The sequence below is a fragment of the Costertonia aggregata genome (genome assembly GCF_013402795.1).
Classification (GTDB): Bacteria; Bacteroidota; Bacteroidia; order Flavobacteriales; family Flavobacteriaceae; genus Costertonia; species Costertonia aggregata.
Genome location: NZ_CP058595.1, coordinates 1646191 through 1669840, shown reverse-complemented (window position 1 = coordinate 1669840; position 23650 = coordinate 1646191). Strand labels below are relative to the sequence as shown.

The window sequence follows — 23650 nt, the reverse complement described above, 5'->3', positions numbered from 1 at the left end:
TATTTTTGCCCAAACTTTTTACCATGAATATCCTTATTTTAGGTTCCGGTGGCCGTGAACATACCTTGGCCTGGAAACTTTACCAAAGCCCAAAACTCGATCAGCTTTTCGTCGCCCCAGGGAATGCGGGTACCGCATCCATCGCAAAAAACATATCGATCAGCGTCAACGATTTTGAAGCCATAAAAAATACCGTGCTCCAAGAAAATATCCATATGGTCATCGTTGGTCCGGAAGACCCTTTAGTGAACGGCGTGCATGATTTTTTTCTAAACGATGAGGAGCTCAAGAACATTCCCGTCATAGGTCCCCAAAAAGCAGCGGCTACCTTGGAAGGGAGCAAGGGGTTTGCCAAGGAGTTTATGATGCGCCATAATATTCCCACGGCGGCTTACCAAAGTTTTAAAGCAGATACTTTGGAGCAAGGATATGCTTTTTTGGAAACACTTAGAGCGCCGTATGTACTAAAGGCGGATGGTTTGGCTGCCGGCAAAGGAGTCTTGATTCTTGACAATCTACAAGAGGCCAAAAATGAGCTGAAGACCATGTTGGTAGATGCTAAATTTGGTAACGCAAGCACAACGGTTGTCATCGAGGAGTTTTTGGACGGAATAGAACTCAGTGCTTTTGTGCTTACCGACGGAAAAGGTTATAAGCTACTCCCAACGGCGAAAGATTATAAACGTATCGGCGAAGGCGATACGGGCCTCAACACGGGCGGTATGGGGGCAATATCCCCTGTTCCTTTTGCCGATAAGGCGTTTATGGATAAAATACACGAGCAAATCGTTAAGCCTACCGTAGAAGGCCTTAAAATTGATAATTTGCCGTACAAGGGTTTTATTTTCATCGGCCTTATAAAAGTAGGGGACGATGCTAAGGTTATCGAATATAACGTGCGTTTGGGCGACCCGGAGACCGAAGTGGTTATCCCAAGAATACAAAACGATTTGGTAGAGGTGCTTCAAGCCGTAGCGAATCAAACTTTGGATACCATTGATTTACAAATAGATGAACGTTCGGCCACCGCCGTCATGGCCGTTTCGGGCGGTTATCCCGAGGCATATAAAAAAGGAGAGAAAATTTCAGGCTTTGAGAAGGTTTCCGGCTCATTGGTTTTTCACGCGGGAACAACTAGAAAAGAGGATGCCATAGTCACCAATGGGGGCCGCGTATTAGCGGTAACTTCTTATGGGGAAAGTTTTCAAGAGGCATTAAAAAAATCCTATGAAAATATAGAAAAACTACATTTTGACAAGATGTATTATCGAACCGATATCGGGTTTGACCTATAAGCTCGCAAACCTAACCTTCGCAGCGGAACAAAGGCAACGTTATAGGTATTGATGGGCGGTAATGCTCTTGTCCTCTTCGTCGTTATCGTTATATTTCTTCAATTGTAACATCCAGTAGCCAAAAGCGATGAAGCCAATGACAACGAACAACCAATTAAAGCCATTGGCGGCCCACCAACTCTCCATAGAGCGTAAAAAATCCAATGGTAAAAAAAGTCCGTTTACAAATAAATCCTCTATCGCTTCAAAAAATGCCTTCATGTTACGTTATATTTACCATGCAAAAGTATAAAAAAATAGAAAGTTTCTAGGATGATTTCGAGCATTTTTGGAAAAACGAAGCCCATAAACCACATCATTGTTCTTTCGTTCCTGTTCCTGTTCTATTGGATGGTAAACTTTTTTGTATTTGGCAAGACCTATACCCCCAATGAACTTTTTCCACAAACACTTGTTCTTGGTATTTTAACATTCAGTTTTTTTGTGGTCAATTTTATCGTTAAGCGCAACAAGATCACAGGTCAAAATTCGTTTGCCATAGTTCTGTATACCATGCTTATCGTTGTTTTTCCTGAAGTACTGGTAGACAACAACGCCATACTTTGTAATTTCTTCCTGTTGTTGGGCTTAAGAAGGCTGATCAGTATCAAATCCCTAAAAAATATAAAGCTTAAAATTTTTGATGCTACGCTTTGGATATGTGTGGCCAGTCTTTTTTATGATATGGCACTGATATTCATACTATTGGTATTTATCGCCATTTATTTTTACGAACCAAAGAATATCAGAAACTGGATGGTACCCTTTATTGGCGTGTTCACGGTTTTAATGATAGTATGGGCCTTGCTTATCCTTGCGGGCCAAGAAGGTTTTTTGATGGCACATTACACGTTTTCCTTTGAATTTGATAAAGGCTACTTTTTAAATCTGCAAAATAGTGCCAAGCTTATTATATATGCCGTTATCGTATTTGTGGCCAGCCTTTTTACTTTTATAAGAATGGGTAAAGCGGGCATAGGTAGGATTGCGACCATGCGTTTGATCGTACTGTTTTTTATCTTGGGGATTTTGTTAAAAGTATTAAAGACCTCTTCGGGAACCTACCCTATCATCATCACCTTTTTTCCGGCGGTCGTGTTTTTTACAAACTATATCGAAGCCATAAAAAAACCCAACATCAAGGAAGTCGTACTCATTTTGTCCATCGTAATTCCGTTTATCATATTCTTCTCGGGATTGGCGATGCGATAAATAGGTATCTTTGTATAAAACAGTTAGTATGTTCAGCGAGTTTGCCTTCAAAATCTTCAATGAAAGTATAGAGAGATATCATATTAAGGACGATGTGTATCAATCATTTGAAAATCCATATCCAAAAGACGATATTGCTCATTTGTTGTATCGAAAAAATTGGATAGATACCGTACAATGGCATTATGAGGATATCATACGAGATCCCAATATCGAGCCGGTGGCGGCATTGGACCTGAAGCGAAAGATTGATGCCAGCAATCAAGATAGAACGGATTTGGTGGAATATATAGACAGTTATTTTCTTAAAAAATACCAATCGGTCGAAATATTGAAGGACGCCATGATAAACACCGAAAGTCCGGCCTGGGCCATAGACCGGTTATCGATCTTGGCCTTAAAAATTTATCACATGAACGAGGAGGTAACCAGAAACGATGCCTCGGTCGAGCATTTGGAAAAATGTAAAACAAAACTAGCGATCTTATTGGAACAGAAAAAAGACCTTTCTACGGCAATCGACCAATTGTTGAACGATATCGAGTCAGGTAAAAAATATATGAAAGTGTACAAACAAATGAAGATGTACAATGATGATGAATTAAATCCCGTACTTCGAAAAACCCAGTCTCCGAAGTAAGGGTAAAACCGTGCGCGATGTTTTTAAATGGTTTTTGATCAAATAGTTGAATTGTTAGAAGAAGACGATATAGCCAGCAGCACAGTTCCCTCTTCAGGGACTGGGAGGCCACATATATTGGTCATAAGATTATCCGCCATGGGAGACGTGGCCATGACCGTGCCGGTTCTCATGGCGCTTGTTGCAAAATACCCCGGGCTTAAGGTCACAGTGCTTACAAAGGCATTTTTTATGCCTATTTTCTCTCAGATACACAACGTAACGGTACACTCCGTTGATGTAAAAAAAAGCCATAAAGGGCTTTTGGGGCTGTACCGACTATACAAAGAACTTAAGCCGCTTAACATTCAAGCTGTGGCCGATTTGCATAATGTGCTGCGCAGCAATATCTTAAAATTTTTCTTTCAATTTTCGAAAACACCATTTTTACAGATAGATAAGGGCAGAGCAGAAAAAAAAGCGTTGACCTCGCTAAAGAACAAGGTATTTGAGCCATTGAAAACCACTCACCAAAGATATGCCGACGTTTTTGGGGAACTCGGTTTTCCAATCGATTTTAAACAACCCTGTACATTATCAAGGGAACATCTGCCGAAAAGCGTTAGTGGAATCGTGGGCGATGATGCAGGTCTTAAAAGAATAGGAATAGCACCGTTCGCAGCATTTAAGGGCAAAATGTATCCTCTGCACTTAATGGAAAAGGTACTTGATCGATTAAATAATTCCGAAAAATATCAGATCATACTCTTTGGTGGGGGAAAAGAGGAGCAAAAACAACTGGAAGCTTGGGAAGATACGTTTTCCAATTGTATCAATATTGTAGGGAAGCTGTCATTTGCCGATGAACTGTCACTTATTTCAAACTTAAATGGTATGCTCGCTATGGATAGCGGCAATGCCCACTTGGCCGCTATGTACGGCGTGCCCGTCATTACCCTTTGGGGCGTTACGCACCCGTATGCAGGTTTTGCACCATTTGGGCAGTCCAATACAAACATGTTGTTGTCCAACAGGGAAAAATATCCGCTCATTCCCACATCCATTTATGGGAATACAATGCCTAATGGATATGAAAAAGCTATCGAAACCATATCACCCGATAGTATTGTTTCTAAAATAGCATTCCTTTTGGAGCATACATAGCTTTAGATATTTATGGGTTTGGCCTCGATAGCCTTAAAGTACTGTCGTATCTGTGCCATAAATCGATATTTTCTGGCGCTGGGAGCCGTTTCGACCATAAGCGTGCGAATGCCCATAAAGGAACTCATTAAGAACAAGGCTACACCTTCGGCATCTACATGCCTATCAATATGACCATTGAACTTACCGCGTTGTATGGCCGATATCAAGTTCACTTCCCAAACTTTTAGAATATCGTTGAGGTATTTCATGATTTCCGGATTTTTGCCATTAAACTCATTAATAAAATTACTGAGTACAAAACCAAAATCCATTTCGTTATGCACGGCGGTTTCCAGGGCATTATCAAAACAGTCCTCCAACAATATCAATGTGTTTTCGTGACTTTCAATAGGCTCTATGAGCATACTGTATACCTTTTTGACGATCAGGTTTTGGGTAATCTGTCTGAAAAAATCCTCTTTGGACTCAAAATGGTAGTAAAAGGCCCCTTTGGAAAGGGAAAGCTTTTTCAGGATATCGTCAACACTGGTGTTGTAGAAACCATTTTTGTAAAATAGTTCCAGTCCGGTATTCAACATACGTTGCAAGGTAGCCATGCGTTTCAAGCTTTTTTCCATAAGATTTGGGTTTTATGACAAAAAAGACTGTAAAGTCTGTTACAGATAACTTCTGAAACGTAAGCTGCTACGGATTCTTTGGTTGTAACGGTATAAAAAATCGTTCAACGTTCAAAATATAGATGAACTGCTTGTTTTATACCTTATTGAATAGACCAGCTGGTTGGTTTAAGTGGCCGGTTTTTAAGACAAAAACACCAATTCTAAGTTTTTATTTCGTTATCCCTCATGTTTGATTCAGGACGTAACACTACATTTTTTGCTATGATTAGCATAGGTATTGCTGAATTGAATTCGTACATAAAGTCCACCCTAACATCATTATTTTACATAGGATTTCATATGGATTAAGAAATAATTCGAAAAATCCCGACCGTTTTGTTTCGCTCAAAAGTCTAAAGCGTATAAACCATTAAAAAACAAGGATTATGAAATTACAAAACAAAGTAGCAGCAGTATTTGCAGCCAATGGAGCGATAGCTCGGGAAGTGGCTATCGAAATGGCAAAAGAAGGTGCAATCGTTTATGTTTCGGGACGGAATTTAAACGAAGTGGAATCGCTTTCAGCAGAAATAATTGCCAATGGCGATTTTGCAAAACCCTTCAAGGTTGATGCAACAAACGAAAACGAGATAGACAACTTCCTAAAACAAATTGTTGAGGAGGAAGGAAAACTTGACATTGTTTTCAACGGTATCGGCATTCGAGCTAAAGATGGCGGTTATGGACAACCATCCACACAAATACCTTTCGAGACTTTTATGAAACCTATTCAAGTTCATTTAGGTTCGCAATTTCTTACATCACGAATCGCTGCAAAATATATGCAACAAACAGAATCCAAAGGCACAATTCTATTATTGACCGCAAGGCTTTCAAGACTTAAATCACCATTTATGTCAGGCATTACGGCAGCTTGCACAGGAATTGAAGGACTCACAAGAACCTTCGCTACAGAATTCGGTATGTCTGGTATCAAGGTTATTTGCATCAATCCCACAGCAATGCCAGAAACGAGAACAATCATAGAAACAACAATTGAAAACGCAAAAACGATTGGTATTCCAGCAGAAATTATGGCAGAGCAAATGTCAAATGGTGGACTTTTAAAGAGGTCATTGACCACAAAAGATACAGGAAAAGTAGCCGCATTCTTAGTTTCGGACGCTGGAGCTGCATTGAACAGTCATATCGTGGATGTGGATTTTGGAACAGCAAGTGTAATTTAAAAATAATAAATAGTAACATATGAAATCAATATTAAATTTAGGAAAATGGTTGTTCATCTTACCATTCGCAGTTTTTGGGTTCTTACATTTTGGCCCTACAGAATTCACGATAGATTATATTCCAGATTATTTACCATTTAAGGTTTTTTGGATTTACTTTTCAGGTGTCTGTCTCATTGCGTTCGCAGTAGCTGCGGCTTTCAAGAAATTCGATAAATTAGCATCTGTGCTCTTAGCATTGGAACTTATACTTTTCGTATTCATAATCCATATACCAAAAGCAATGGAAGGCGACTTTGTTCAGTTTATCGGAATATTCCGAGATACGGCAATGGCTGGTGCTGCCTTGATGTATGCAAAATATGTCGCAACAGACGAACGCTTTGTTTAATAGAAAGATTATGGAAACAGAAAATAATAACTTAAAAAAAGCTTTGGAAGGCGACATTAAAGCCTTCCAATGTCTATTTGCGGAATTTCAACCACAATTAAAATCATATTTGTATCGATTATTGACCGACCGAAACGATACTGATGATTTAACGCACGATACGTTTGTAAAGGCATTTGATAAAATATCGACTTTTAAAGGCAATTCAGCATTTAAAACGTGGGTGTTTCAAATCGCCACAAATCTTGCTTACGATTTTTTGAAAAAGAAAAAAAGATGGTTGCCCAATGCTCAAGACCAAGCAAAATCGTTGGCTATGTCAACCGAATACATTCAACAGCTTTTTGTAATGACCAATCAAACTTCTAATCGAGGTCGGTACGAAGTAAAAGAGCATATAGATTTTTGCTTTACCTGTATTTCCAAAACCTTGACATTAGAAGAGCAGATTGCCATTATCCTAAAAGATATATATTACTTTTCAAGAACAGAAATAGCAGATATTTTGGGCAAAACAGAAGGCGTAGTTAAGCATTTGCTATTCAATGCGCGTAAGACAATGATTGAAATTTTTGACAATCGCTGTGCCTTAATCAACAAAAATGGTGCTTGTCATCAATGTACAGAACTGGCAGGCATTTATAATCCAAAACAGACCAAACAAGAGGAATTGATGAAGATTAAAATGGTTAAGTCTTCAGAAAAAGAACCAAAAGAAAAACTATACCAATTACGAGCTGATCTGGTAGCGGCGATTGACCCTTTAAATAGTGAAGGAGCAGATATGCAAGATATTATAATGCAATGCACAAGATTGGCAATAGATGAAATAGAAACCATTCAAAACTAAAATTATGCTACAAGATAAAACACTTGCTTTTTTGACAGAGCTCAAAAAAAACAATACAACCGAATGGTTTAAAGACAACCAAACTGATTATAAGAAATCACGAGCAGATTTTGAAAATTTTGTATCTGACATTATAAGCGGACTTGCTTCCATAGATGGCGATATTGAAAAGCAAGATTTACAAGCCAAAAAATGTATTAAACGAATCAATCGAGATATTCGATTTTCAGATGACAAATCGCCTTATAAGACGAACTACTTTGCTAATTTCAATCCCAACGGACGGAAATCTGAACACGCAAGTTATTATCTACATTTAGAACCGAACAATTGTTTTGTGGGTGGCGGAGTTTATATGCCACAAACACCAACTTTGAACAAGTTTAGAAAAGAAATAGAACACGACCTCAATGAATGGGAATCGCTACTGAACTCAAAATCTTTTAAAGAAACATACCCAAACGGAATTGAATCGCCATCCGAATTAAAAACTGTACCGAAAGGATTTGACAAAGAAAGTCCTGCAATAGCATACTTACGAATGAAAGGGTTCTACACAATGCGGAAATTGACGGATAAGGAAATCACTTCTGAAAATGCAGTTTCAAAAATCATTGAATATTTTGGAGAAGTAAAACCTATAATAGGATTTTTAAATCGAGCGTTATGATAACAGTATACATTTGTTAATAGTACGTATAGATACCAAGATTACTTTTCCATAAGTCATCAAAAGGAGTCTACGCAACTGTCCCTTGGCAACTACTCCCCGCCCCAGCGGTACACCCATAGCAATGCTGGGAGATGATAATATTTCTATCGTTTAATAAATCTTCATTATAATCTTTTATGTGTTTTACCTTACTGGCCACTTTAAGATCCAGCATTTGGTTAAAGTCACAATCGTACAGCCAGCCGTCCCAACTAATGGAAATGGTGTTGGTACACATGACATTGGCCACTGCCGACGGATTGTATGCCTCGACCAACGCATACATATAGTCCTCATAATTTTCGGATGCAATCAGGTAATCCAGAAAACGGGCAATAGGTAAATTGGTTATGGCGAAAAGATTGTGAAACTGAATCCCAAAATCTTCGTCCAGAGCCTTTTTAAAGTCCTTTTCCATAGCCATTTGGTCACCTGGTAAGTACGCCCCTGAGGGGTTGTACACCAAATCCAATCGTAAATCGCTGCCAGGCATGCCATAACCACGTGCATTCAACTCTTGCAAGGCTTTGATGGACTTGTCAAAAACACCGTCACCGCGCTGCTTATCCGTTTTTCCACGGGTGTAGTGCGGCATGGATGAGATGACGTGCACGTTGTGTTTTTTAAAGAAATCCGGCAAGTGATAATATTTTTTATTGGCCCGTATGATGGTCAAGTTCGAACGCACGATAAAATCCTTGATGCCCGCCTTGGCCGCTTCTTCTACGAACCATTCAAAATCAGGGTTCATCTCTGGTGCACCGCCCGTGAGATCAAGCGTATGCGCTCCGGTGTTCTTAATGACTGCCAAGCATTGTTGCATGGTTTCACGGGTCATGATTTCCTTTCGGTCCGGACCCGCATCCACATGGCAATGTTCACAAACTTGGTTACACATATACCCCACGTTGATTTGAAGGATTTCCAATTTCTTGGGGCGCAACGGAAAATGCCCTATTTCATTGATCTTGTCCTTAAAATAAGGGAGCTCCCCGTCGGCAAAGACGCCTCCGTTTAAAATATCGAGCTGTCGGTTACTTTGGGCCAGCTCATTACCCTTTGCCTTTAATGATTTCGTAGCCATATTTTTAGTATTGAGTTCGCAGTGGTGCGTATTAAGAAACCACCAGTTGAACTCTATTAATTATCTATTTTCCAAAAGCGAAGCGGTCTTACATGTAAGAGCGCAGCGTTCTGTCGATTACATCGACAATTTATCGTATTTGTTCATCATCTGCACACCGTGCACTAAAGTTGCGCCGCTTTCAATCGCTGCTCCAACATGTACCGCTTCCATCATTTCTTCTTTGGTAACACCTTTTTGCAAACCGTCTTTCGTGTAGGCGTCTATGCAATAGGGGCATTTTACCACATGGGAAACCGCCAATGCAATTAAGGACTTCTCCCTTGCACTTAGTGCGCCTTCTTCGAAAACCTTACCGTAATAATCAAAAAACTTAGTACCCAGTTCTTCACTCCACTCGGTAATTTTTCCAAATTTTCGCAAATCTTTCGGATTGTAATACGTATCTGCCATCTTTTTATGTGTTTTAGGTTCTATATTCTGTTTTGTAGTGGTGTCCAAATTTATCGGAATGCCCTGGCCCATTTTTTCAAGCTCGGGCAAAATTTCTATATTGTCCCAAATACCGGAAGAAAGCGTATCGGCGTATTCTTCGGGCAAATGGTTCTCAAGCATAAATTGTTGAGTGGTCTTATGATTATATTCAAAAGACCGATGAGTATATTTTATTTCTCCTTTTTCGATTTCCAGTAGCATATACCAAACCCTGGTCGTTCCATCGTTTGCAGGCATACCAATAACACCGGGATTGAGCCATAGCTTTTCTTTTATGGATTGATGAAAGGGAAGCCCGCAATGCCCCGCAATGACAATATCGCTTTGCGTCTCCTCAAAACACCTGTTTTTACTACGGTTTGCGTTGGATTTGAATACAAACTCGGAAGTATTGCCATAATTACCATGTACTACGGTCACTTTTTTTCCGCCGTAATCAAAACTGATGTATTCGGGAATCGTAGTCATCCAATCCAATGATTCTTGAGACAAACGCCCTTTGGTATAAGGGAACCAAAGCTTGGAAAAACCATCGCAACGACTACCGGCCCTAAAATCGCAACCACAATCCTCACTATCGTTGGCAAGTTGTTGTTCTACGTTTCCGGCAATACTCAATGCACCCCATTTTCGGAATAATTGTACGGTTTCTTCAGGTTGGGCACAATAGCCGGTCAAATCTCCGGTACAGATACAGTTTTCGGGCACAATATCATTGATTTTGGCAATGGAAATCAATTTTTCCAAAGCTTGCAAATTGCTGTATACCCCGCCAAAGAGCAATAGCTTGCCGCTTTTTGTGCCGATATGTGTTATCCTTTTATCCATTTGGGTATAAAATAGAGTAAAATACAGCTTACAATTCCCCAAAGATTGATCCAAAGCAAATTGGCGTATTTACCAGTTGTAAAAATCAATTCTTTTGGGAACCAGTTGAAAATCAACAAAAATCCGAATAATATGCCACAAAACACACTAAGATGAAAACTAATCTTAGGTGCTTTACCTTTCCAAAAAATGAATATGGGGGTCAAGCCGATGACCATAGTTCCGCTGATGGTAGTCGCCGATAATATCTCGGCATCCAAAAAAACGGGAACGGTACCTAAAATAGCGATCATGACCATAGACCAACGCCCGAATTTTAATGAATTTCCTAAATTAAGGTCAATGGCCAATAATTTGGAGAACGATGAAAACGTAGAATCCAACGTAGAGGCCGCCGAGGTTATCATGATAAAATTAATAACCAACAAAATCGCCACGCCAAAGGCTTTCCCAACTTCTACAGCTGCCTGGCCCTGCATTCCCATAGCTTGGGCGTACACACCTATTATACTGAACAGTGCAATACAGATGCCACCCAACACACAGGCCCAAAGAAAGCTTTTTAGGGTTGTTTTGGGACTACTTAAAAACCCCCTATCTGTCAATACGGGGTCATGAAATGGATAGCTGAGGGACTGTAATATTGCAGCGAACAGCAAATTGAGGCCCGTATCAAACGACCAAACCCCGGACGATACAACTTCTATCGGCGTAATTGCATTTTCCGAAGTAAATATGGCCCATAGAATTACGACCAATAAAATGGTAAAAAGTACCATTTGAACAACATCGGTAAAAATGGAACTGCTCATACCTCCCTTTAGAACATACGCCAACGTTAGCCCGGTAAAGACCAAAATGGACCAATAGTAGGCACCCGTACCCATATCGCCAAAATAGGTGCCGATGACCATAGTGTTGCTCCACACCTCGTTAAAAAGGCGAATAGCAATTAAAATAGAAAATACTGCAACGGCACTTTTTCCAAATTTGGAAGTGAGAAAGTGATGAATGCTCGCGTATTTTCCATGCAGCCGCATTCGGTAGATCACTATTCCCGCTACGGCGAACGAAACATAGTAGCCCGCATAGGCTATACCGCCTACAATACCGTAATCCAAGCCTAGGTTCGCAGCGTTGGTAATGCTCTTGGCAAATATCCAAGAAATCACCAAACTGCCCATTAACGTAAAAGTATTGGGCGTTTTCTTCTCTTGAACCGCTTTAAAAAACTGATGGGTATTTTTTGCCAAAGGAGAAAGGAAGAACAACATCAAACTTGATGCTATCACTAGACCCCATTGCCAAAATTTTACGTCCATATTTTTATTATTCTAGAAACTATCCAAGGAAATAACGCTCATGGTATTTTATGATCAATTCTCGCCTTTTGAGTCCCACCAAACAGGCACATTGATACTGTTCCCTTCTGTTTTTGCTGCGGCATCGGCATAATTTGCACTGTTCAAGGCCTCTTCCTCAGCCGGGTAGGGCATTCGTACGGGAATCAAATCATTGTTCAAGCTAGCGGATAATGTTCGCAATTGCGGGAATCCTGTTCTTCTGTATTCTATCCAGCCTTCGTAGCCGTTGATCATGTTCGCGATCCACTTTTGGGTAATTATGTTTTCCAAGGCATTACCGTTGGCGTAGGCCCCAGCTCCCGTTAGATAATCAGACGGGAGTTCGGTGTGCCAATAGTCAAAGGCATGGGTTACGCCTGTAGAATACAATTGTTCCGTATCTGCCGTAATCCAACCTTTTAACGCGGCTTCGGCCAATAGAAAGTGGGTTTCCATACTCGTCATAAAATTGGCATCCAACACTCCGGTATTTTCACGAAACTGGGTTCCTGCTAAAGAATAGTCGGCCAAAACCGCTGCATTTTGAGTTGCGTCTATTCCATTTAAGAGTCCGTTGAATTCGCCGTTATCACTATTGCCGAAAGGTCGGAACAAGGTTGCGATCCGGTTATCCTCCAAAGCGGTCAGAATATCTTCCATGGTCTCGGAAAGCACGAAATTATTGAAATCCCCTACTCGTAATCGCGCCAAGCGGAAATTGTTCGGTTCGCCATCCGTGAAATCAAAAGCGGCGTTCTCGCTATTCTCATCTATAAAATTGGCTTCGGTCACAATAGCTTGTAATTGGGGGGCAACATCCATTTTGTCCGAAATACGCATCAGGTATTTTATACGGAGCGAATTGGCGAACTTGAGCCATCCGTCCAAATCGCCACTAAAAAGAATATCGCCTTCCAAGGTAATAGTGCCTTCGTAATTTTCTATCGCACCGATACCCTTTTCCAAGTTATCCAAAATACCATCCTCTCCCATATAAATGGACTCTTGGGTATCGTATACCGGAGTGACCGTACCACTGTCGCCCTTAAACGCTTCGGAATAGGGCACATCGCCGAACAGATCGGTCAAGGCTGCTGCCATGTAGGCCTTTAGAATACGGGCGGGCCCTTCATAAACTGCAAAGGCCGGAGTTTCTTGTGATAGGTTCAAAATAATCTCGTTATCCCTTAAGTTCTTGTAAAAAATAGGCCAAGGATTACCGCCCAGCTGTGGCGATTTTAAATCGTGCCTGTCAAAAAGGTTAAAATCCAATGCCGTGGTATATTGCCCTAATAAATTTCCTGCGGTAAACCCTTCATAGGACATTTGCTCCCCGTAATCATATATGACCTGGCGTAGCAACAGGCTAGGTTGTATAGCTACGGGAGAATTGGGGTTGGTGTTGATTTCCTCAAAATCTTGGGTACACCCGATCATTAACAACAATATTGGAATTATAAATAGATGTCTCATTTCTTCTTCTTAAAAATTAAACCCGGCCTTAAAACCAAAACTACGTGAAGTCGCATAGGACATGTCTTCTACACCACTTACAAAACCTTGCCCTTGAACGGCCAATTGTTCCGGGTCAAAATGGGGATTTTCAGTAATAGCAAATAAATTTCTACCGATTAGCGAAAGGCTTAACGAGGCGTTTTGATTAAAAATGTTGAGATTGTCAAAAGTGTAGCCGATACTCATTTGCCGTAGTTTTAAAAACGAGGCGTCATAGGTATTGTTTTCCTCGTGGTTACGGTCAAAAAACTGCCGATAGTAACTTTCGGCGGTCACAGCAACCGTATTTTGTTCAAATATGGGATTTTCTTCAGTTCCTACATTTACAACCCCATTGGGAACTATCCCCCCTTCGGGCCTGAAAGCGGTTTCTGCCAATTGTCCGCCGACGTTCCCCAGAGCTCTGGTACGGGAAACGATGATGCCGCCCTGCCGCCAATCCAACAAAAAGCCCAAATTCCAATTTTTATAGGCGAATTGGTTGTTGAAGCCCAACATAAAGTCGGGATTGTAGTTGCCCAGTTTTTGCAAGGTGTTGTCCGGAATGTATCGCCCATCGTTAGTAAGGACAAAATCTCCGTTATTGTTTTTCAAGTAGCCGGTACCGTATAGGTCGCCTATGCGGCCACCTTCTTCAACCTGTAAAAATACCGTTTGGTTTTGACTATCGTAAATTCTTGAAAAAGCTAATGTTAACCGCCCTTCGTCTTGAGGTAAATCTTCTACGGTCGCACGGTTGGAACTAAAATTGAAAGTAGCGTTCCACTTAAAATCGTTGGAAATGACGGGAGAAATCCCGGCAATGATCTCAACCCCTTTTGAGCGCACTTTTCCGCCATTTACCACCTGTTGCGTAAACCCTGAGGAGATGCCAATGGGGAGGGAAATAATCTGATCTTCGGTCAAGGCATTGTAATACGAAATATCAAAACGCAACTGGTCTTTAAAGAAACGAAGGTCTGCCCCAACTTCAAAAGAGGAGGTGCGTTCCGGTCTAAGGTTGGGATTGGCAATTGTATTCTGATTACTAAACGTGGGTTGGCCGTTAAATGGCGTTTGCGCTACAAATGCTCCCGTTGTTTGATAGGGATTGGTATCGTTGCCCACCTGTGCCCAACTTGCCCGTAATTGGGCAAATGAAATCGCTTGGGGCAGAACAACAACCTTCGACAGGATGAAACTACTGGATATCGAGGGATAGAAAAAAGAGGTGTTGTCCACAGAGAAAGGTGTGGCCAAGGCACTGGACCAATCGTTGCGCCCCGTAATATCCAAAAAGAGAAAATCTTTATAACCGAACTTGGCCAAACCATAAAAACTGTTGATACGCCTGTTGGATTCAAATTCGAAAACCTCAATGGGCGATGCCGCATTGGACAGGCGAAAAATACCAGGTTGTGCCAAGCGAGTAGTCTGTGATTGCGAAGTAAACGCTTTTTGGTCCAGGCGGTTGCCCCCCAAGGATATATCAATCTTAAAATTGTTGAACCGATTGGTATAATTTAAAAGGAAATCAGTATTTATTTCCCTAAAGAACACATCATGTTCTGCATAGCCCCCATTTTGAAACCTGTTGGAACTAAAAGCCCTGCGTAGCTGTCGCAGCTCGCTGGAGTAATCCATCCCCGAACGAACGGTCGCCGTAAGATGGGAAGTAATATCATAGCTGGCCGATATGTTTCCGAACACCCTGTCCCGTTCAAAGGAATTTCTATTTTCGTTTAGGATAAAGAAGGGATTATCAAAAAAGGTATAGTTGTACGAATACTGTTGTACACCTTCCAATCCCGGCTGCCAATACTCCCGAAGGCTATCGATATTGAGTGAACGAGGCCCCCATGCCACTAAGGAATAGTTTACGTTTTCCGAACCATAGCCGTTTGAAGGGCGGTTGTCGCTTTGCGAATTCACATAGTTTATCGAGGAATTGATGCGTAACTTTTCCGTCGGCGAAAAACCTAAACGCGCGCTTACGGTTTGTCTGTCCAGATTTACCCCAGGTATAATGGACTCGCTCCGCAGATCGGTAAACGATAGGCGGTAATTCCCTTTTTCGAATCCGTTGGAAATAGCAATGTTATTGATAAAGGTTGTCCCCGTTTGATAAAAGTCTTTCAAATTATCGGGATTGGAACGAAATTCGGTCGGTGTTATGGGCAACCCGTTATACAGTGCCGTATCACCGCCACGCACGATAGTGCCATCGGGCAAGGTTACGGGACTGTCAAATTGTGGAATCAAATTTCCCGCATCCAAACGTGGCCCCCAACTATAGGTAATATTATCGCTGATACCGCCGCCGAGACCATCTACGAACTCGAATACTCCAGATTGACCTTGACCGAATTCATTCTGAAAATCGGGCAATTGAAAGGCAGAATCCACAAAGAAACTGGTGTTATAACTAATACCCAGCCCTTGGGAGTTTCTTCCTCTTTTGGTCTCGATGACGATAACCCCGTTCGAAGCCCGTGTACCATATAGCGCAGCGGCACTGGGCCCCTTTAAGACGGAAACCTCGGCAATATCGTCTGGATTGACCTCCATGGCACCGTTACCAAAATCGATTTCCTGAAAACCGGCAGCGGCCTCATTCGTAAAATTGAAGACCGAGTTGTTGTTTATCGGCACCCCATCGACCACAAAGAGTGGGTTGTTGTTTGAAAACGAAGCCTCTCCACGAATGGTGATTTTAGAGGAGGAGCCGACCCCTGTCGCCCCTTGGTTAATGGTAACACCAGCGAGTTTTCCCGCAAGGTTATCCAAAAAATTTACCGCTTTTACTTCATTTACTCCTTCAGCATCCAGGCTTTGTACCACATAGCCCAATTCTTTTGTGGTACGCTTTAGGCCAAGGGCGGTCAGGACAACTTCGTTCAACTGTTCCGAAGACTCGGCAAGTTGAACGTTTATGATTGTTCTATTATCTACGGCTATCGTGTAAGTTTCAAACCCTAAAATTGAAAACCTTAGCGTGCCCGTTAATCCGGGAACATTCAAGGCATATTTGCCTAGTTCATCGGTAGTCGCCCCTGTATCGGAGCCTTGTAATATTACGTTAACGAAGGGAATGGCCACCCCGCTGGCATCGGTTACGGTTCCCGATACGGTTTCCTGTGCCAATAGCATTGTGGTCATGAACAAGGTCATGGCCAACATCAAATACTTCATGTATGATATTGAATTTGTTAGAAAATGGGATGGTCGATCATCCCGTTGAAATAAACCTTAGAAATGCAATACAGCAGGAGAGCCCTTGTTGAAAAGTCTATGTACGGTAAGGGTAAAATAAAATTGTAAAAAAAAGTTTGATATATTATTGTGGCCCTTTAGTAAAAGTGAAAGTATTTTAAGAAGTGTTTTTGAGATCGATTTTCTAAAAGCGTTTAATCGTTGTATATCGCTTAAAGAATCAATATCGCTCAATACGGGCAAACTATGAATAGAACAATCGGTATTTTTTAATACATCCGATATTCTGTTCCATAAACTAAAGCGTTGCCAAGGCAAGCGTTTGAAGATATCAATGTCAAAATTGGATTTATGTAGCCCCATCAAATAAAATCCGCCGTCCAAAGAAGGTCCTAAAACAGTTTTATTTTCCCGTAGTGCTTTTTCGGCCTCGACCAAATGGGTCGCTTTTAGCTGCGGCGTATCGTTCCCTATGGTAATGATGCGTTCAAACCCCAGGTCAAAAACAGATTGTATGGCGTTTGTAAAACGTTCGCCAAAAGAATTTCCCGTTTGCTCTTTTTCGGTATAATGAAAATAGGGGATATTGGTTTTTTGGACCTCGCGCAAGGTATGCTTGGTAAGTTCGCGAAATAAAGTATCGGTATTTGGTATAGCTTTCTGTTTTGCATCTTCTGTAGCGGAATTTGCAAAAATCAAAATAGCGGTTCTATGATATGTGGAGAACATCAAATTAGGAATACTTTTTTGTAAACATACGATAAATATGATGTTTGGGTTTGGTCGTGATTAATTTTGTGACTTACATCTTGGGATAAATTTAACATAAGAACAGTTCTACCGAAAGTCATTGTGTATTGAGTACCATTCAAATCATCGAAAAAAAGACTCAAGAAGCGACGCTTTGAACTGAAATTTTAGAAAAAATTTAGCAAATGCCACTGTTTTTTTGGCATAGGATTTGTCGATTTACAGTTGTAATAATAGTTCTTACATTATTTATAGTATGGAAAAGTTAGCATACGGTCTATCTATTTTGACGGTTGTATATATTGCTTTTTTGTATTTGACTTCTAAAATACTCCTGCAAGATATCTTCCGCAGCGACGGTTTTTTTTCTTTGAAATTGAAAAGGAAAAAGAGCGGACATCAAAAGACCGATAAAAAACAGTAAAAATGACAGTTGTGATGTTCTGACAGTATTAACAATGTCAATATTTCAGTTTGGGATTGTTTACAGGATTACAACAACACTTTGATAATTAATTGTTTAACCTTAAATTTTATGTAGTTATGAGTACTTTGGTAACCTTGCCAAAAAATGGCACTGTAGTCAGACCGAACTTAAATTCTTGGATAGACGATTGGTTCGGCAGAGACATTAGTTCTATGTTCAACACAAATTTTAATTCGGGCATAACATTGCCTGCCGTGAACATTAGGGAAACTGGGGAAGCCTATTTTGTTGAAATGGCCGTACCGGGTTTAAAAAAGACTGATTTCAATATCAGTATCGATAACAATGTGCTTTCGATTTCGACTGAGTTGGAAGAAAAGAACGAGGAACAAAATGAGACTTACACCCGTCGTGAGTTTGGTTACTCTTCGTTCAAGAGAAGTTTTACGCTTCCTGAAACGGTAGAGGACCACAAAATCGAGGGGAAATACCATGACGGTATTTTGAGCATTCATCTGCCAAAAAAAGATGAGGCGAAACAAAAACCGGCCAGAACAATCAAAATTTCATAAGAACATGGTGGGTCTCGGGGATGGGAATTTTCCCATCCCTACCCTTTTAAGAAAGATTCAAGGTGAGCTGGCCCTATTATTACTTAAGGTTTTACAATGTTTGCAAAATAAAAGTTCAATTAAAAATAGTGGATAATGATAAAGAAAAATAAAGAACAAAAAACATGGAAAGTATATTGCTTCTCTGCCCTGATCGCCTTATTGGTGAGCGGTGCGGTAATCGGAGGCAGTCAATGGTTTAAAAAAGAAGCAATCACGCTACAACAAGTAAGCGGTGTACAAGGTCAAAATGTACTCTACACCGCTGATAAAGAGGGGAACATTACACCTCTTGATTTTACCCAAACCACTGATAAGGTACTGGATGCCGTAGTACATATTAAGTCTACCCAAACGCGGCCCAATGGTAACATACAACGCTTTGAGTATCGGCAATTGCCCGATCCGTTTCGAGATTTTTTCGGGGACATGTTCAAGGATTCGCCTCAAATGCCTGAGGGTAGGTTAGAGCCGCAACCCATGTACGGCACGGGTTCTGGTGTAATTATCAACGAAAAAGGTTATATCATTACCAATAACCATGTAATCGATAATGCCGATGAGGTAGAGGTTACGCTGTACAATAATGAAACCTATAAGGCTACCGTTATCGGAACCGACCCTACTACCGATTTGGCCTTGTTGCAAATCAAAGCCAACAATTTAAAAACAATGGCCTTAGTAAATTCGGATGATGTAGAGGTAGGCGAATGGGTGTTGGCCGTGGGTAATCCCATGGGTTTAAACTCCACCGTTACGGCAGGTATCGTTAGTGCAAAGGCAAGAAACATCAACATCAATAAAGAGAAATTCGCTGTTGAGAGCTTTATCCAGACCGATGCCGCCATCAACCCGGGAAATAGTGGTGGAGCGCTAGTTAATCTCCAAGGCAATCTAATAGGTATCAATACTGCAATCGCCAGCAGGACCGGTACTTATAATGGATATGGATTTGCTGTTCCCAGCAACATCGTCACTAAGGTAGTAGAGGATATTCTAAAATATGGGAGTGTGCAAAGAGGCATGTTGGGGGTTACAATCAGGACTATGGACGGTAGTTTGGCGAAGGAAAAGGATGTGGAGTTTACCAAAGGGGTCTGGGTCGAAAATGTAGGAGAGGATAGTGCAGCCGATAAAGCGGGCATTAAATCGGGCGATATCATTGTTAAGGTCAATGAAGTAGCGGTAACTACTTCCCCTAGATTGCAAGAGATCATCGCACGCCAACGTCCCGGGGATAAAGTGAACGTAACGGTCAAGCGCAATGGGCAGGAAAAAGAGTACCAGGTCGTACTTGAAAATTCAAACGGGTCTACAGAGATTACAAGGCGTGAGAAAAAAGAGGTCTTGAACCTATTAGGGGCCGATTTTGAAAGTATGACCAAAGATGAAGCCAAGGAGTTGAATATTGATGGTGGCGTTAGAGTGGCACGACTTTATCCAGGTAAGATCAGAAAGGAAACCCAAATGCGCGAAGGTTTTATCATCACCCATATTGATGGTAAAAAGGTAAGGGACATTGATGATGTGGCCAAGATTCTTGAAGATAAAGATGGCGGTGTAATGCTCGAAGGGGTCTATGAAGACACGCCCGGAAAATATTACTACGCCTTCGGAATGGATTCCTAAATTTTAAATAAACAGAATAGTGTAATTTTGAACCGTGGCGAAGAGTGTTCGTCACGGTTTTTTTAAGTATTGCCTATGACGATTCCCCAAATACAAAACAAAAAGCTGGGCTTGGTACTCTCTGGAGGGGGAGTCCGTGGCATGGCACACATTGGGATGATACAGGCTTTGGGCGAATACGGCATTCATCCCAAAATCGTTAGCGGCAGCAGCGTAGGTGCTCTGGTGGGCGCACTTTACGCCAACGGTAACTCTATACAGGACATGTTGGCTTTTTTTAAGGAAACCCCTCTTTTCAAATATAATTTCCTCACTATTTTAAAGCCAGGATTTATCGACACCGATAAATATTTTGAAATTTTCAAGGGCTACTTTCCGGATAACAGTTTTGAGGCCTTGGGGCGAGAATTGCACGTGGTCGCTACCAACCTGCAAAAAGGAGAGGAAAAGTTCTTTTCAAAAGGCGAATTGATCATGCCTTTATTGGCATCTGCAGCATTGCCCCCTGTTTTTAGTCCGGTTGAATTAGAGGGTGAACTCTATGCCGATGGTGGTATCATGAACAATTTTCCGTTGGAACCGATAAAAGAAAAAGTTGATTTTACCATAGGCAGTAATGTGTCGGTTGTGAACAACCTGTATAAAAACGCCTTAAAAAATTCATGGCAGATCACGGGCAGGGTAACCGGATTGATGATTTACGCCATCAACAGAAAAAAATTGGATTCCTGCAATCTCCTTTTTGAATATACCGAGCTGGAAAAGATTGGTGTATTGGACCGAAAAGGTATCGAAAAAGCCTATCAAATTGGTTATGAAAATGTGATAAAAAGGCTAGAGGAAATAGAAAAACAAAATGGATAGCCCAAAACCAAGACTTTTAAGGTTAACCGAAATTGTTACCCAGCTTCAGTCGAAAAGGCTGATTACTCAAATTGTATTGGGGATTATGAAATGTACACATGTTAAATAAACCCCGATGATGCCGAGGTTGATATTTTTAAATGAATCAGGTAGTTGAAAAGATATACTTCCAAGGAATGATAAAAGGGAGCAGTATACACCAAACAACAAAAAATATTCCCATACCTTTTGGATAAACCTGTTTGTTCATAATCGAGGGAAGCATTACAAAAAATACCCAAGAGCCCTTGTATATGAGTTGAAAAAGCAAAACCAAAGCCATTTTCTTGGGATAGAATAACCCAAAAACGGAAAGAATGAAGATAGCGCCCCATAAAGACCCTATCAAGCGTATGGCCTCGGAGTACGCAATGCTGTTTTCGAATACCGTAATCAGTGCTTTTTTGGGATAGAACAAACTCGTAATACTTATCCACCCAGCTACGATTATGTTTGCCGTATACATTATTTTTAGTGCTATCATTGTTCAGCGATTTCTTTAATGTTATGCATTGTCTCCGGAAGCATTTCTCTGAATACAGCTCCAAAATTTTTGGCAAAAAGGCGAGAACTCAAACCTTTGAACCAAACCTCGTGCGTAAAACAGGTTCTTCCGTTTTTCATTTGTAGAAATCGTTTTACATAAAGTCCTCCCAATGGGAGTTGGGTTTTGAACGTATAGGATTCTCCTTCTTTGAATTCAATGATTTTAAATTTGGAAGACCTACCTTTCAAGGAGATGATCTTACCCTTGGTATTCAGCCTAAAGATTCCTTGAAGAGTTGCATCTTTTAATCCAGTATCCCAATTTTTCCACTGGGGAACATCTGTCCATATTTTCCAAATGGCTTCGGGGGGCGCAGAAGTTTCTAAATTATGCCAAAAATGCTTATCGCTTTGCTCTATTTGTTGCGAGTTCATACCAGTAATCATTAATAATATAAAAATAAATGCAATCGGTTTCATTTTGTTTTTTTCAAAACTATTTTAAAACGATGTGATTACACTTACCATTTGGTAAATACGGGCGACTTATCAAATATTCTTTCGGATTCTGCTTAAAGACTGTTGCGTTACCCCTAAGTATGAAGCAAGATGTTTGAGCTGAACGCGTTGCAGTAATTCAGGTCTATTGCTCAACAGGTTGTTGTAGCGTTGCTCTGCGGTTTGGTTTTGGAGCTCAAATAGGATGTTTTCAGTAAAAAACTGAACTTCCTGTGTGATTTTTTGAGCTAACTCATTGTAAACAGGAAGCTTTAATAGCCGTTTGTGGTCGTCAAAGTGAATTTGCCAAATATGGCAATCCTCCAGGGCTTCAATAGTTTCAGTGGCGGGCCGTCTCGTATTAAAGCTACGTTGCGATGTAAATAGATAAGGCGCAACGGTAAAGAATTTGGTGCTATCCACACCCTCTTTCCAAATAAAAAAACGTAAAAGACCTTTTTCCAAGAAGGCCAAATGATCGCAGATTTTACCGGATTCAAGTATTGTGCTTCCCTTTGGGTACAAGGTCAATTTAAAATGAGAGGATACAGTTTGCCAATCCCCTTGGTTTAAAGAGACATATTGTTCAATAAATTTTCGAAGGGAATCAATAGGCATTCTATGGTGATAAATTATTATACATCATCATAATCTACCTTTAAAATAGGTGTTATGGGATGTGCCTGACAGGTAAGGATAAAACCATCGGCGATCTCACCATCGGTAAGAATTTGGTTTTTTACCATTTCGGCCTTTCCTTCGGTCACCCGAGCTATACAACTACTACAGACCCCGCCTTGGCAGGAGTATGGCGCATCAATATTTTCCTTGAGGACGGCATCCAAAATTAGGGTCTTTTTGTCCAAGGTCAATTCAAATTCCTCATCTTCCAACATAACGGTAAGTTGCGTCTGTCCTTCTGCGGTAATGGGCATTTCATCCAATATTTCGGTCGTGGTAAACAGCTCAAAATGAATTTTATCCTTGGGGACGCCATTATCGGCCAACGTATCGGAAACTTGATCGATCATGGCTTCCGGGCCACAAAGGTAGAAAGCATCAAAATTCAAGTCCTTATGCTTGTTCTTCAAAGCATAATTGACCGTTGAGGTGTCGATACGGCCAAAAAGGGCATTATTTTCCCTGGTTTGACTGTTGATGAAATAAACAAAAAACCTATCGGTATAATTTAATTGTAATTTTACAATATCATTATAGAACATGGTCTCTTCATAGGATTTGTTCCCATATACCAAAACAAAATTGTTTTTTGGATTACTGTCCAAAACAGTTTTGGCGATGCTCATAATAGGGGTGATTCCGCTGCCCGCAGCAAAAGCTGCTATATTTTTCACATCTGCCGATGTAAAGGTAAAGCGCCCCTCGGGGGGCATTACCTCCAAAACATCCCCGACTTTAAGTTTTGAATTGGCATAATCCGAAAATCCGCCACGGTCTACTTTTTTTACCCCTATGGTAATGCCGTTGGCCGTTGGTGACGAACTGATGGAATAGGCCCTTCTGAGTTCTTTCCCTTTTATTTCTTTTTTTACGGTAATGTACTGCCCTGCCATAAATTTAAAGGTCTGGGCCAAATTTTTGGGTACGTCAAACGTTATGGCGACAGAATTTGGTGTCAACGATTTGATCGCGGATATGGTAAGGGAATAAAATTGGCTCATATAACAAATTTTTATGCAAAATTAAGCATTGACAGCCCCTTATAAAATGTAAACAGTAAAAAAATGTTCCAGTCTG

At 40.8% G+C, this 23650-nt stretch carries 23 protein-coding genes and 1 pseudogene; 11 read left to right on the top strand and 13 right to left on the bottom strand.

Features of this window, described 5'->3' with window-relative positions:
• Nucleotides 1-23 precede the first annotated feature (23 nt).
• Complete coding sequence (gene purD / locus HYG79_RS07705) at nucleotides 24-1295, top strand: phosphoribosylamine--glycine ligase (RefSeq protein WP_179241523.1); 1272 nt, start codon at nucleotides 24-26, stop codon at nucleotides 1293-1295.
• Nucleotides 1296-1334: 39 nt separating this feature from the next.
• Here the strand turns inward: purD and HYG79_RS07700 are convergent, their stop codons facing one another.
• The gene (locus HYG79_RS07700; protein ID WP_179241522.1) at nucleotides 1335-1556 is read right to left on the bottom strand and encodes a DUF6341 family protein; all 222 of its coding nucleotides are present in this window, start codon (nucleotides 1554-1556) and stop codon (nucleotides 1335-1337) included.
• Nucleotides 1557-1607: 51 nt separating this feature from the next.
• On the opposite strand from HYG79_RS07700, the gene HYG79_RS07695 reads away from it, so the two are divergent.
• Genes HYG79_RS07695 through HYG79_RS07685 form a run of 3 tightly spaced genes read left to right on the top strand, consistent with a single transcriptional unit; the run spans nucleotide 1608 to nucleotide 4329 of the window.
• Nucleotides 1608-2546, top strand: coding sequence for a DUF6427 family protein (locus HYG79_RS07695; RefSeq protein WP_179241521.1), 939 nt, complete (start codon nucleotides 1608-1610; stop codon nucleotides 2544-2546).
• A 28-nt stretch (nucleotides 2547-2574) separates the two neighbouring features.
• Complete coding sequence (locus HYG79_RS07690) at nucleotides 2575-3186, top strand: DUF4254 domain-containing protein (protein WP_179241520.1); 612 nt, start codon at nucleotides 2575-2577, stop codon at nucleotides 3184-3186.
• Between the two features lie 51 nt (nucleotides 3187-3237).
• A complete protein-coding gene (locus tag HYG79_RS07685) occupies nucleotides 3238-4329 on the top strand; it encodes a glycosyltransferase family 9 protein (protein ID WP_317168496.1) in 1092 nt (363 codons plus the stop codon).
• Nucleotides 4330-4331: 2 nt separating this feature from the next.
• Here the strand turns inward: HYG79_RS07685 and HYG79_RS07680 are convergent, their stop codons facing one another.
• Nucleotides 4332-4949 carry a TetR/AcrR family transcriptional regulator gene (locus tag HYG79_RS07680; RefSeq protein ID WP_179241519.1) on the bottom strand — a complete coding sequence of 206 codons (618 nt, stop codon included), beginning with the start codon at nucleotides 4947-4949 and terminating at the stop codon, nucleotides 4332-4334.
• A 428-nt stretch (nucleotides 4950-5377) separates the two neighbouring features.
• Between HYG79_RS07680 and HYG79_RS07675 the strand changes: the two genes are divergently transcribed.
• The 4 genes from HYG79_RS07675 to HYG79_RS07660 are packed head-to-tail and all read left to right on the top strand — an operon-like array spanning nucleotide 5378 to nucleotide 8089.
• Nucleotides 5378-6178 carry an SDR family NAD(P)-dependent oxidoreductase gene (locus tag HYG79_RS07675; protein WP_228027962.1) on the top strand — a complete coding sequence of 267 codons (801 nt, stop codon included), beginning with the start codon at nucleotides 5378-5380 and terminating at the stop codon, nucleotides 6176-6178.
• 19 nt (nucleotides 6179-6197) lie between these two features.
• Nucleotides 6198-6569 (top strand): DoxX family protein, encoded by a 372-nt coding sequence (locus HYG79_RS07670; RefSeq protein ID WP_179241518.1) that lies wholly within the window; start codon nucleotides 6198-6200, stop codon nucleotides 6567-6569.
• A gap of 10 nt (nucleotides 6570-6579) precedes the next feature.
• A complete protein-coding gene (locus tag HYG79_RS07665) occupies nucleotides 6580-7419 on the top strand; it encodes an RNA polymerase sigma factor (RefSeq protein ID WP_179241517.1) in 840 nt (279 codons plus the stop codon).
• A gap of 4 nt (nucleotides 7420-7423) precedes the next feature.
• Nucleotides 7424-8089, top strand: coding sequence for a DUF2461 domain-containing protein (locus HYG79_RS07660; RefSeq protein WP_179241516.1), 666 nt, complete (start codon nucleotides 7424-7426; stop codon nucleotides 8087-8089).
• Between the two features lie 70 nt (nucleotides 8090-8159).
• Here HYG79_RS07660 and arsS read toward each other — a convergent pair whose 3' ends face one another.
• The 7 genes and pseudogenes from arsS to HYG79_RS07625 form a co-directional block, all read right to left on the bottom strand.
• A complete protein-coding gene (gene arsS / locus HYG79_RS07655; protein ID WP_179241515.1) occupies nucleotides 8160-9215 on the bottom strand; it encodes an arsenosugar biosynthesis radical SAM (seleno)protein ArsS in 1056 nt (351 codons plus the stop codon).
• 117 nt (nucleotides 9216-9332) lie between these two features.
• Nucleotides 9333-9668 carry an arsenosugar biosynthesis-associated peroxidase-like protein gene (locus tag HYG79_RS07650; RefSeq protein WP_179243510.1) on the bottom strand — a complete coding sequence of 112 codons (336 nt, stop codon included), beginning with the start codon at nucleotides 9666-9668 and terminating at the stop codon, nucleotides 9333-9335.
• A gap of 234 nt (nucleotides 9669-9902) precedes the next feature.
• A pseudogene (locus HYG79_RS07645) lies at nucleotides 9903-10538 on the bottom strand (metallophosphoesterase family protein); the annotation flags it as partial.
• Nucleotides 10523-11860 carry an SLC5/6 family protein gene (locus tag HYG79_RS07640; protein WP_179241514.1) on the bottom strand — a complete coding sequence of 446 codons (1338 nt, stop codon included), beginning with the start codon at nucleotides 11858-11860 and terminating at the stop codon, nucleotides 10523-10525. The pseudogene HYG79_RS07645 and the gene HYG79_RS07640, both read right to left, overlap by 16 nt.
• A gap of 54 nt (nucleotides 11861-11914) precedes the next feature.
• Complete coding sequence (locus tag HYG79_RS07635; RefSeq protein WP_179241513.1) at nucleotides 11915-13354, bottom strand: SusD/RagB family nutrient-binding outer membrane lipoprotein; 1440 nt, start codon at nucleotides 13352-13354, stop codon at nucleotides 11915-11917.
• Nucleotides 13355-13363: 9 nt separating this feature from the next.
• Nucleotides 13364-16567 carry a SusC/RagA family TonB-linked outer membrane protein gene (locus HYG79_RS07630; protein ID WP_179241512.1) on the bottom strand — a complete coding sequence of 1068 codons (3204 nt, stop codon included), beginning with the start codon at nucleotides 16565-16567 and terminating at the stop codon, nucleotides 13364-13366.
• A 57-nt stretch (nucleotides 16568-16624) separates the two neighbouring features.
• The gene (locus HYG79_RS07625; RefSeq protein ID WP_179241511.1) at nucleotides 16625-17317 is read right to left on the bottom strand and encodes a TIGR04282 family arsenosugar biosynthesis glycosyltransferase; all 693 of its coding nucleotides are present in this window, start codon (nucleotides 17315-17317) and stop codon (nucleotides 16625-16627) included.
• A 564-nt stretch (nucleotides 17318-17881) separates the two neighbouring features.
• On the opposite strand from HYG79_RS07625, the gene HYG79_RS07620 reads away from it, so the two are divergent.
• The 3 genes from HYG79_RS07620 (at nucleotide 17882) to HYG79_RS07610 (ending at nucleotide 20869) form a co-directional block, all read left to right on the top strand.
• Nucleotides 17882-18337: an Hsp20/alpha crystallin family protein gene (locus tag HYG79_RS07620; RefSeq protein WP_179241510.1), complete on the top strand. Its 456-nt coding sequence runs from the start codon at nucleotides 17882-17884 to the stop codon at nucleotides 18335-18337.
• A 135-nt stretch (nucleotides 18338-18472) separates the two neighbouring features.
• Nucleotides 18473-20005, top strand: a complete 1533-nt coding sequence (locus HYG79_RS07615) for a Do family serine endopeptidase (protein WP_179241509.1) — start codon at nucleotides 18473-18475, stop codon at nucleotides 20003-20005.
• Between the two features lie 75 nt (nucleotides 20006-20080).
• Nucleotides 20081-20869 (top strand): patatin-like phospholipase family protein, encoded by a 789-nt coding sequence (locus HYG79_RS07610; protein ID WP_179241508.1) that lies wholly within the window; start codon nucleotides 20081-20083, stop codon nucleotides 20867-20869.
• 145 nt (nucleotides 20870-21014) lie between these two features.
• Here HYG79_RS07610 and HYG79_RS07605 read toward each other — a convergent pair whose 3' ends face one another.
• The 4 genes from HYG79_RS07605 to HYG79_RS07590 all read right to left on the bottom strand — a co-directional run bounded on the left by HYG79_RS07605 (nucleotide 21015) and on the right by HYG79_RS07590 (nucleotide 23574).
• Complete coding sequence (locus tag HYG79_RS07605) at nucleotides 21015-21392, bottom strand: hypothetical protein (RefSeq protein ID WP_179241507.1); 378 nt, start codon at nucleotides 21390-21392, stop codon at nucleotides 21015-21017.
• A complete protein-coding gene (locus tag HYG79_RS07600) occupies nucleotides 21389-21829 on the bottom strand; it encodes an SRPBCC family protein (protein WP_228027961.1) in 441 nt (146 codons plus the stop codon). The genes HYG79_RS07605 and HYG79_RS07600 overlap by 4 nt, the downstream gene beginning before the upstream one ends.
• Nucleotides 21830-21943: 114 nt before the next feature.
• Nucleotides 21944-22510, bottom strand: coding sequence for a Crp/Fnr family transcriptional regulator (locus HYG79_RS07595; RefSeq protein ID WP_228027960.1), 567 nt, complete (start codon nucleotides 22508-22510; stop codon nucleotides 21944-21946).
• Nucleotides 22511-22527: 17 nt separating this feature from the next.
• Nucleotides 22528-23574 (bottom strand): ferredoxin--NADP reductase, encoded by a 1047-nt coding sequence (locus HYG79_RS07590; RefSeq protein WP_179241505.1) that lies wholly within the window; start codon nucleotides 23572-23574, stop codon nucleotides 22528-22530.
• Nucleotides 23575-23650: the final 76 nt, after the last annotated feature.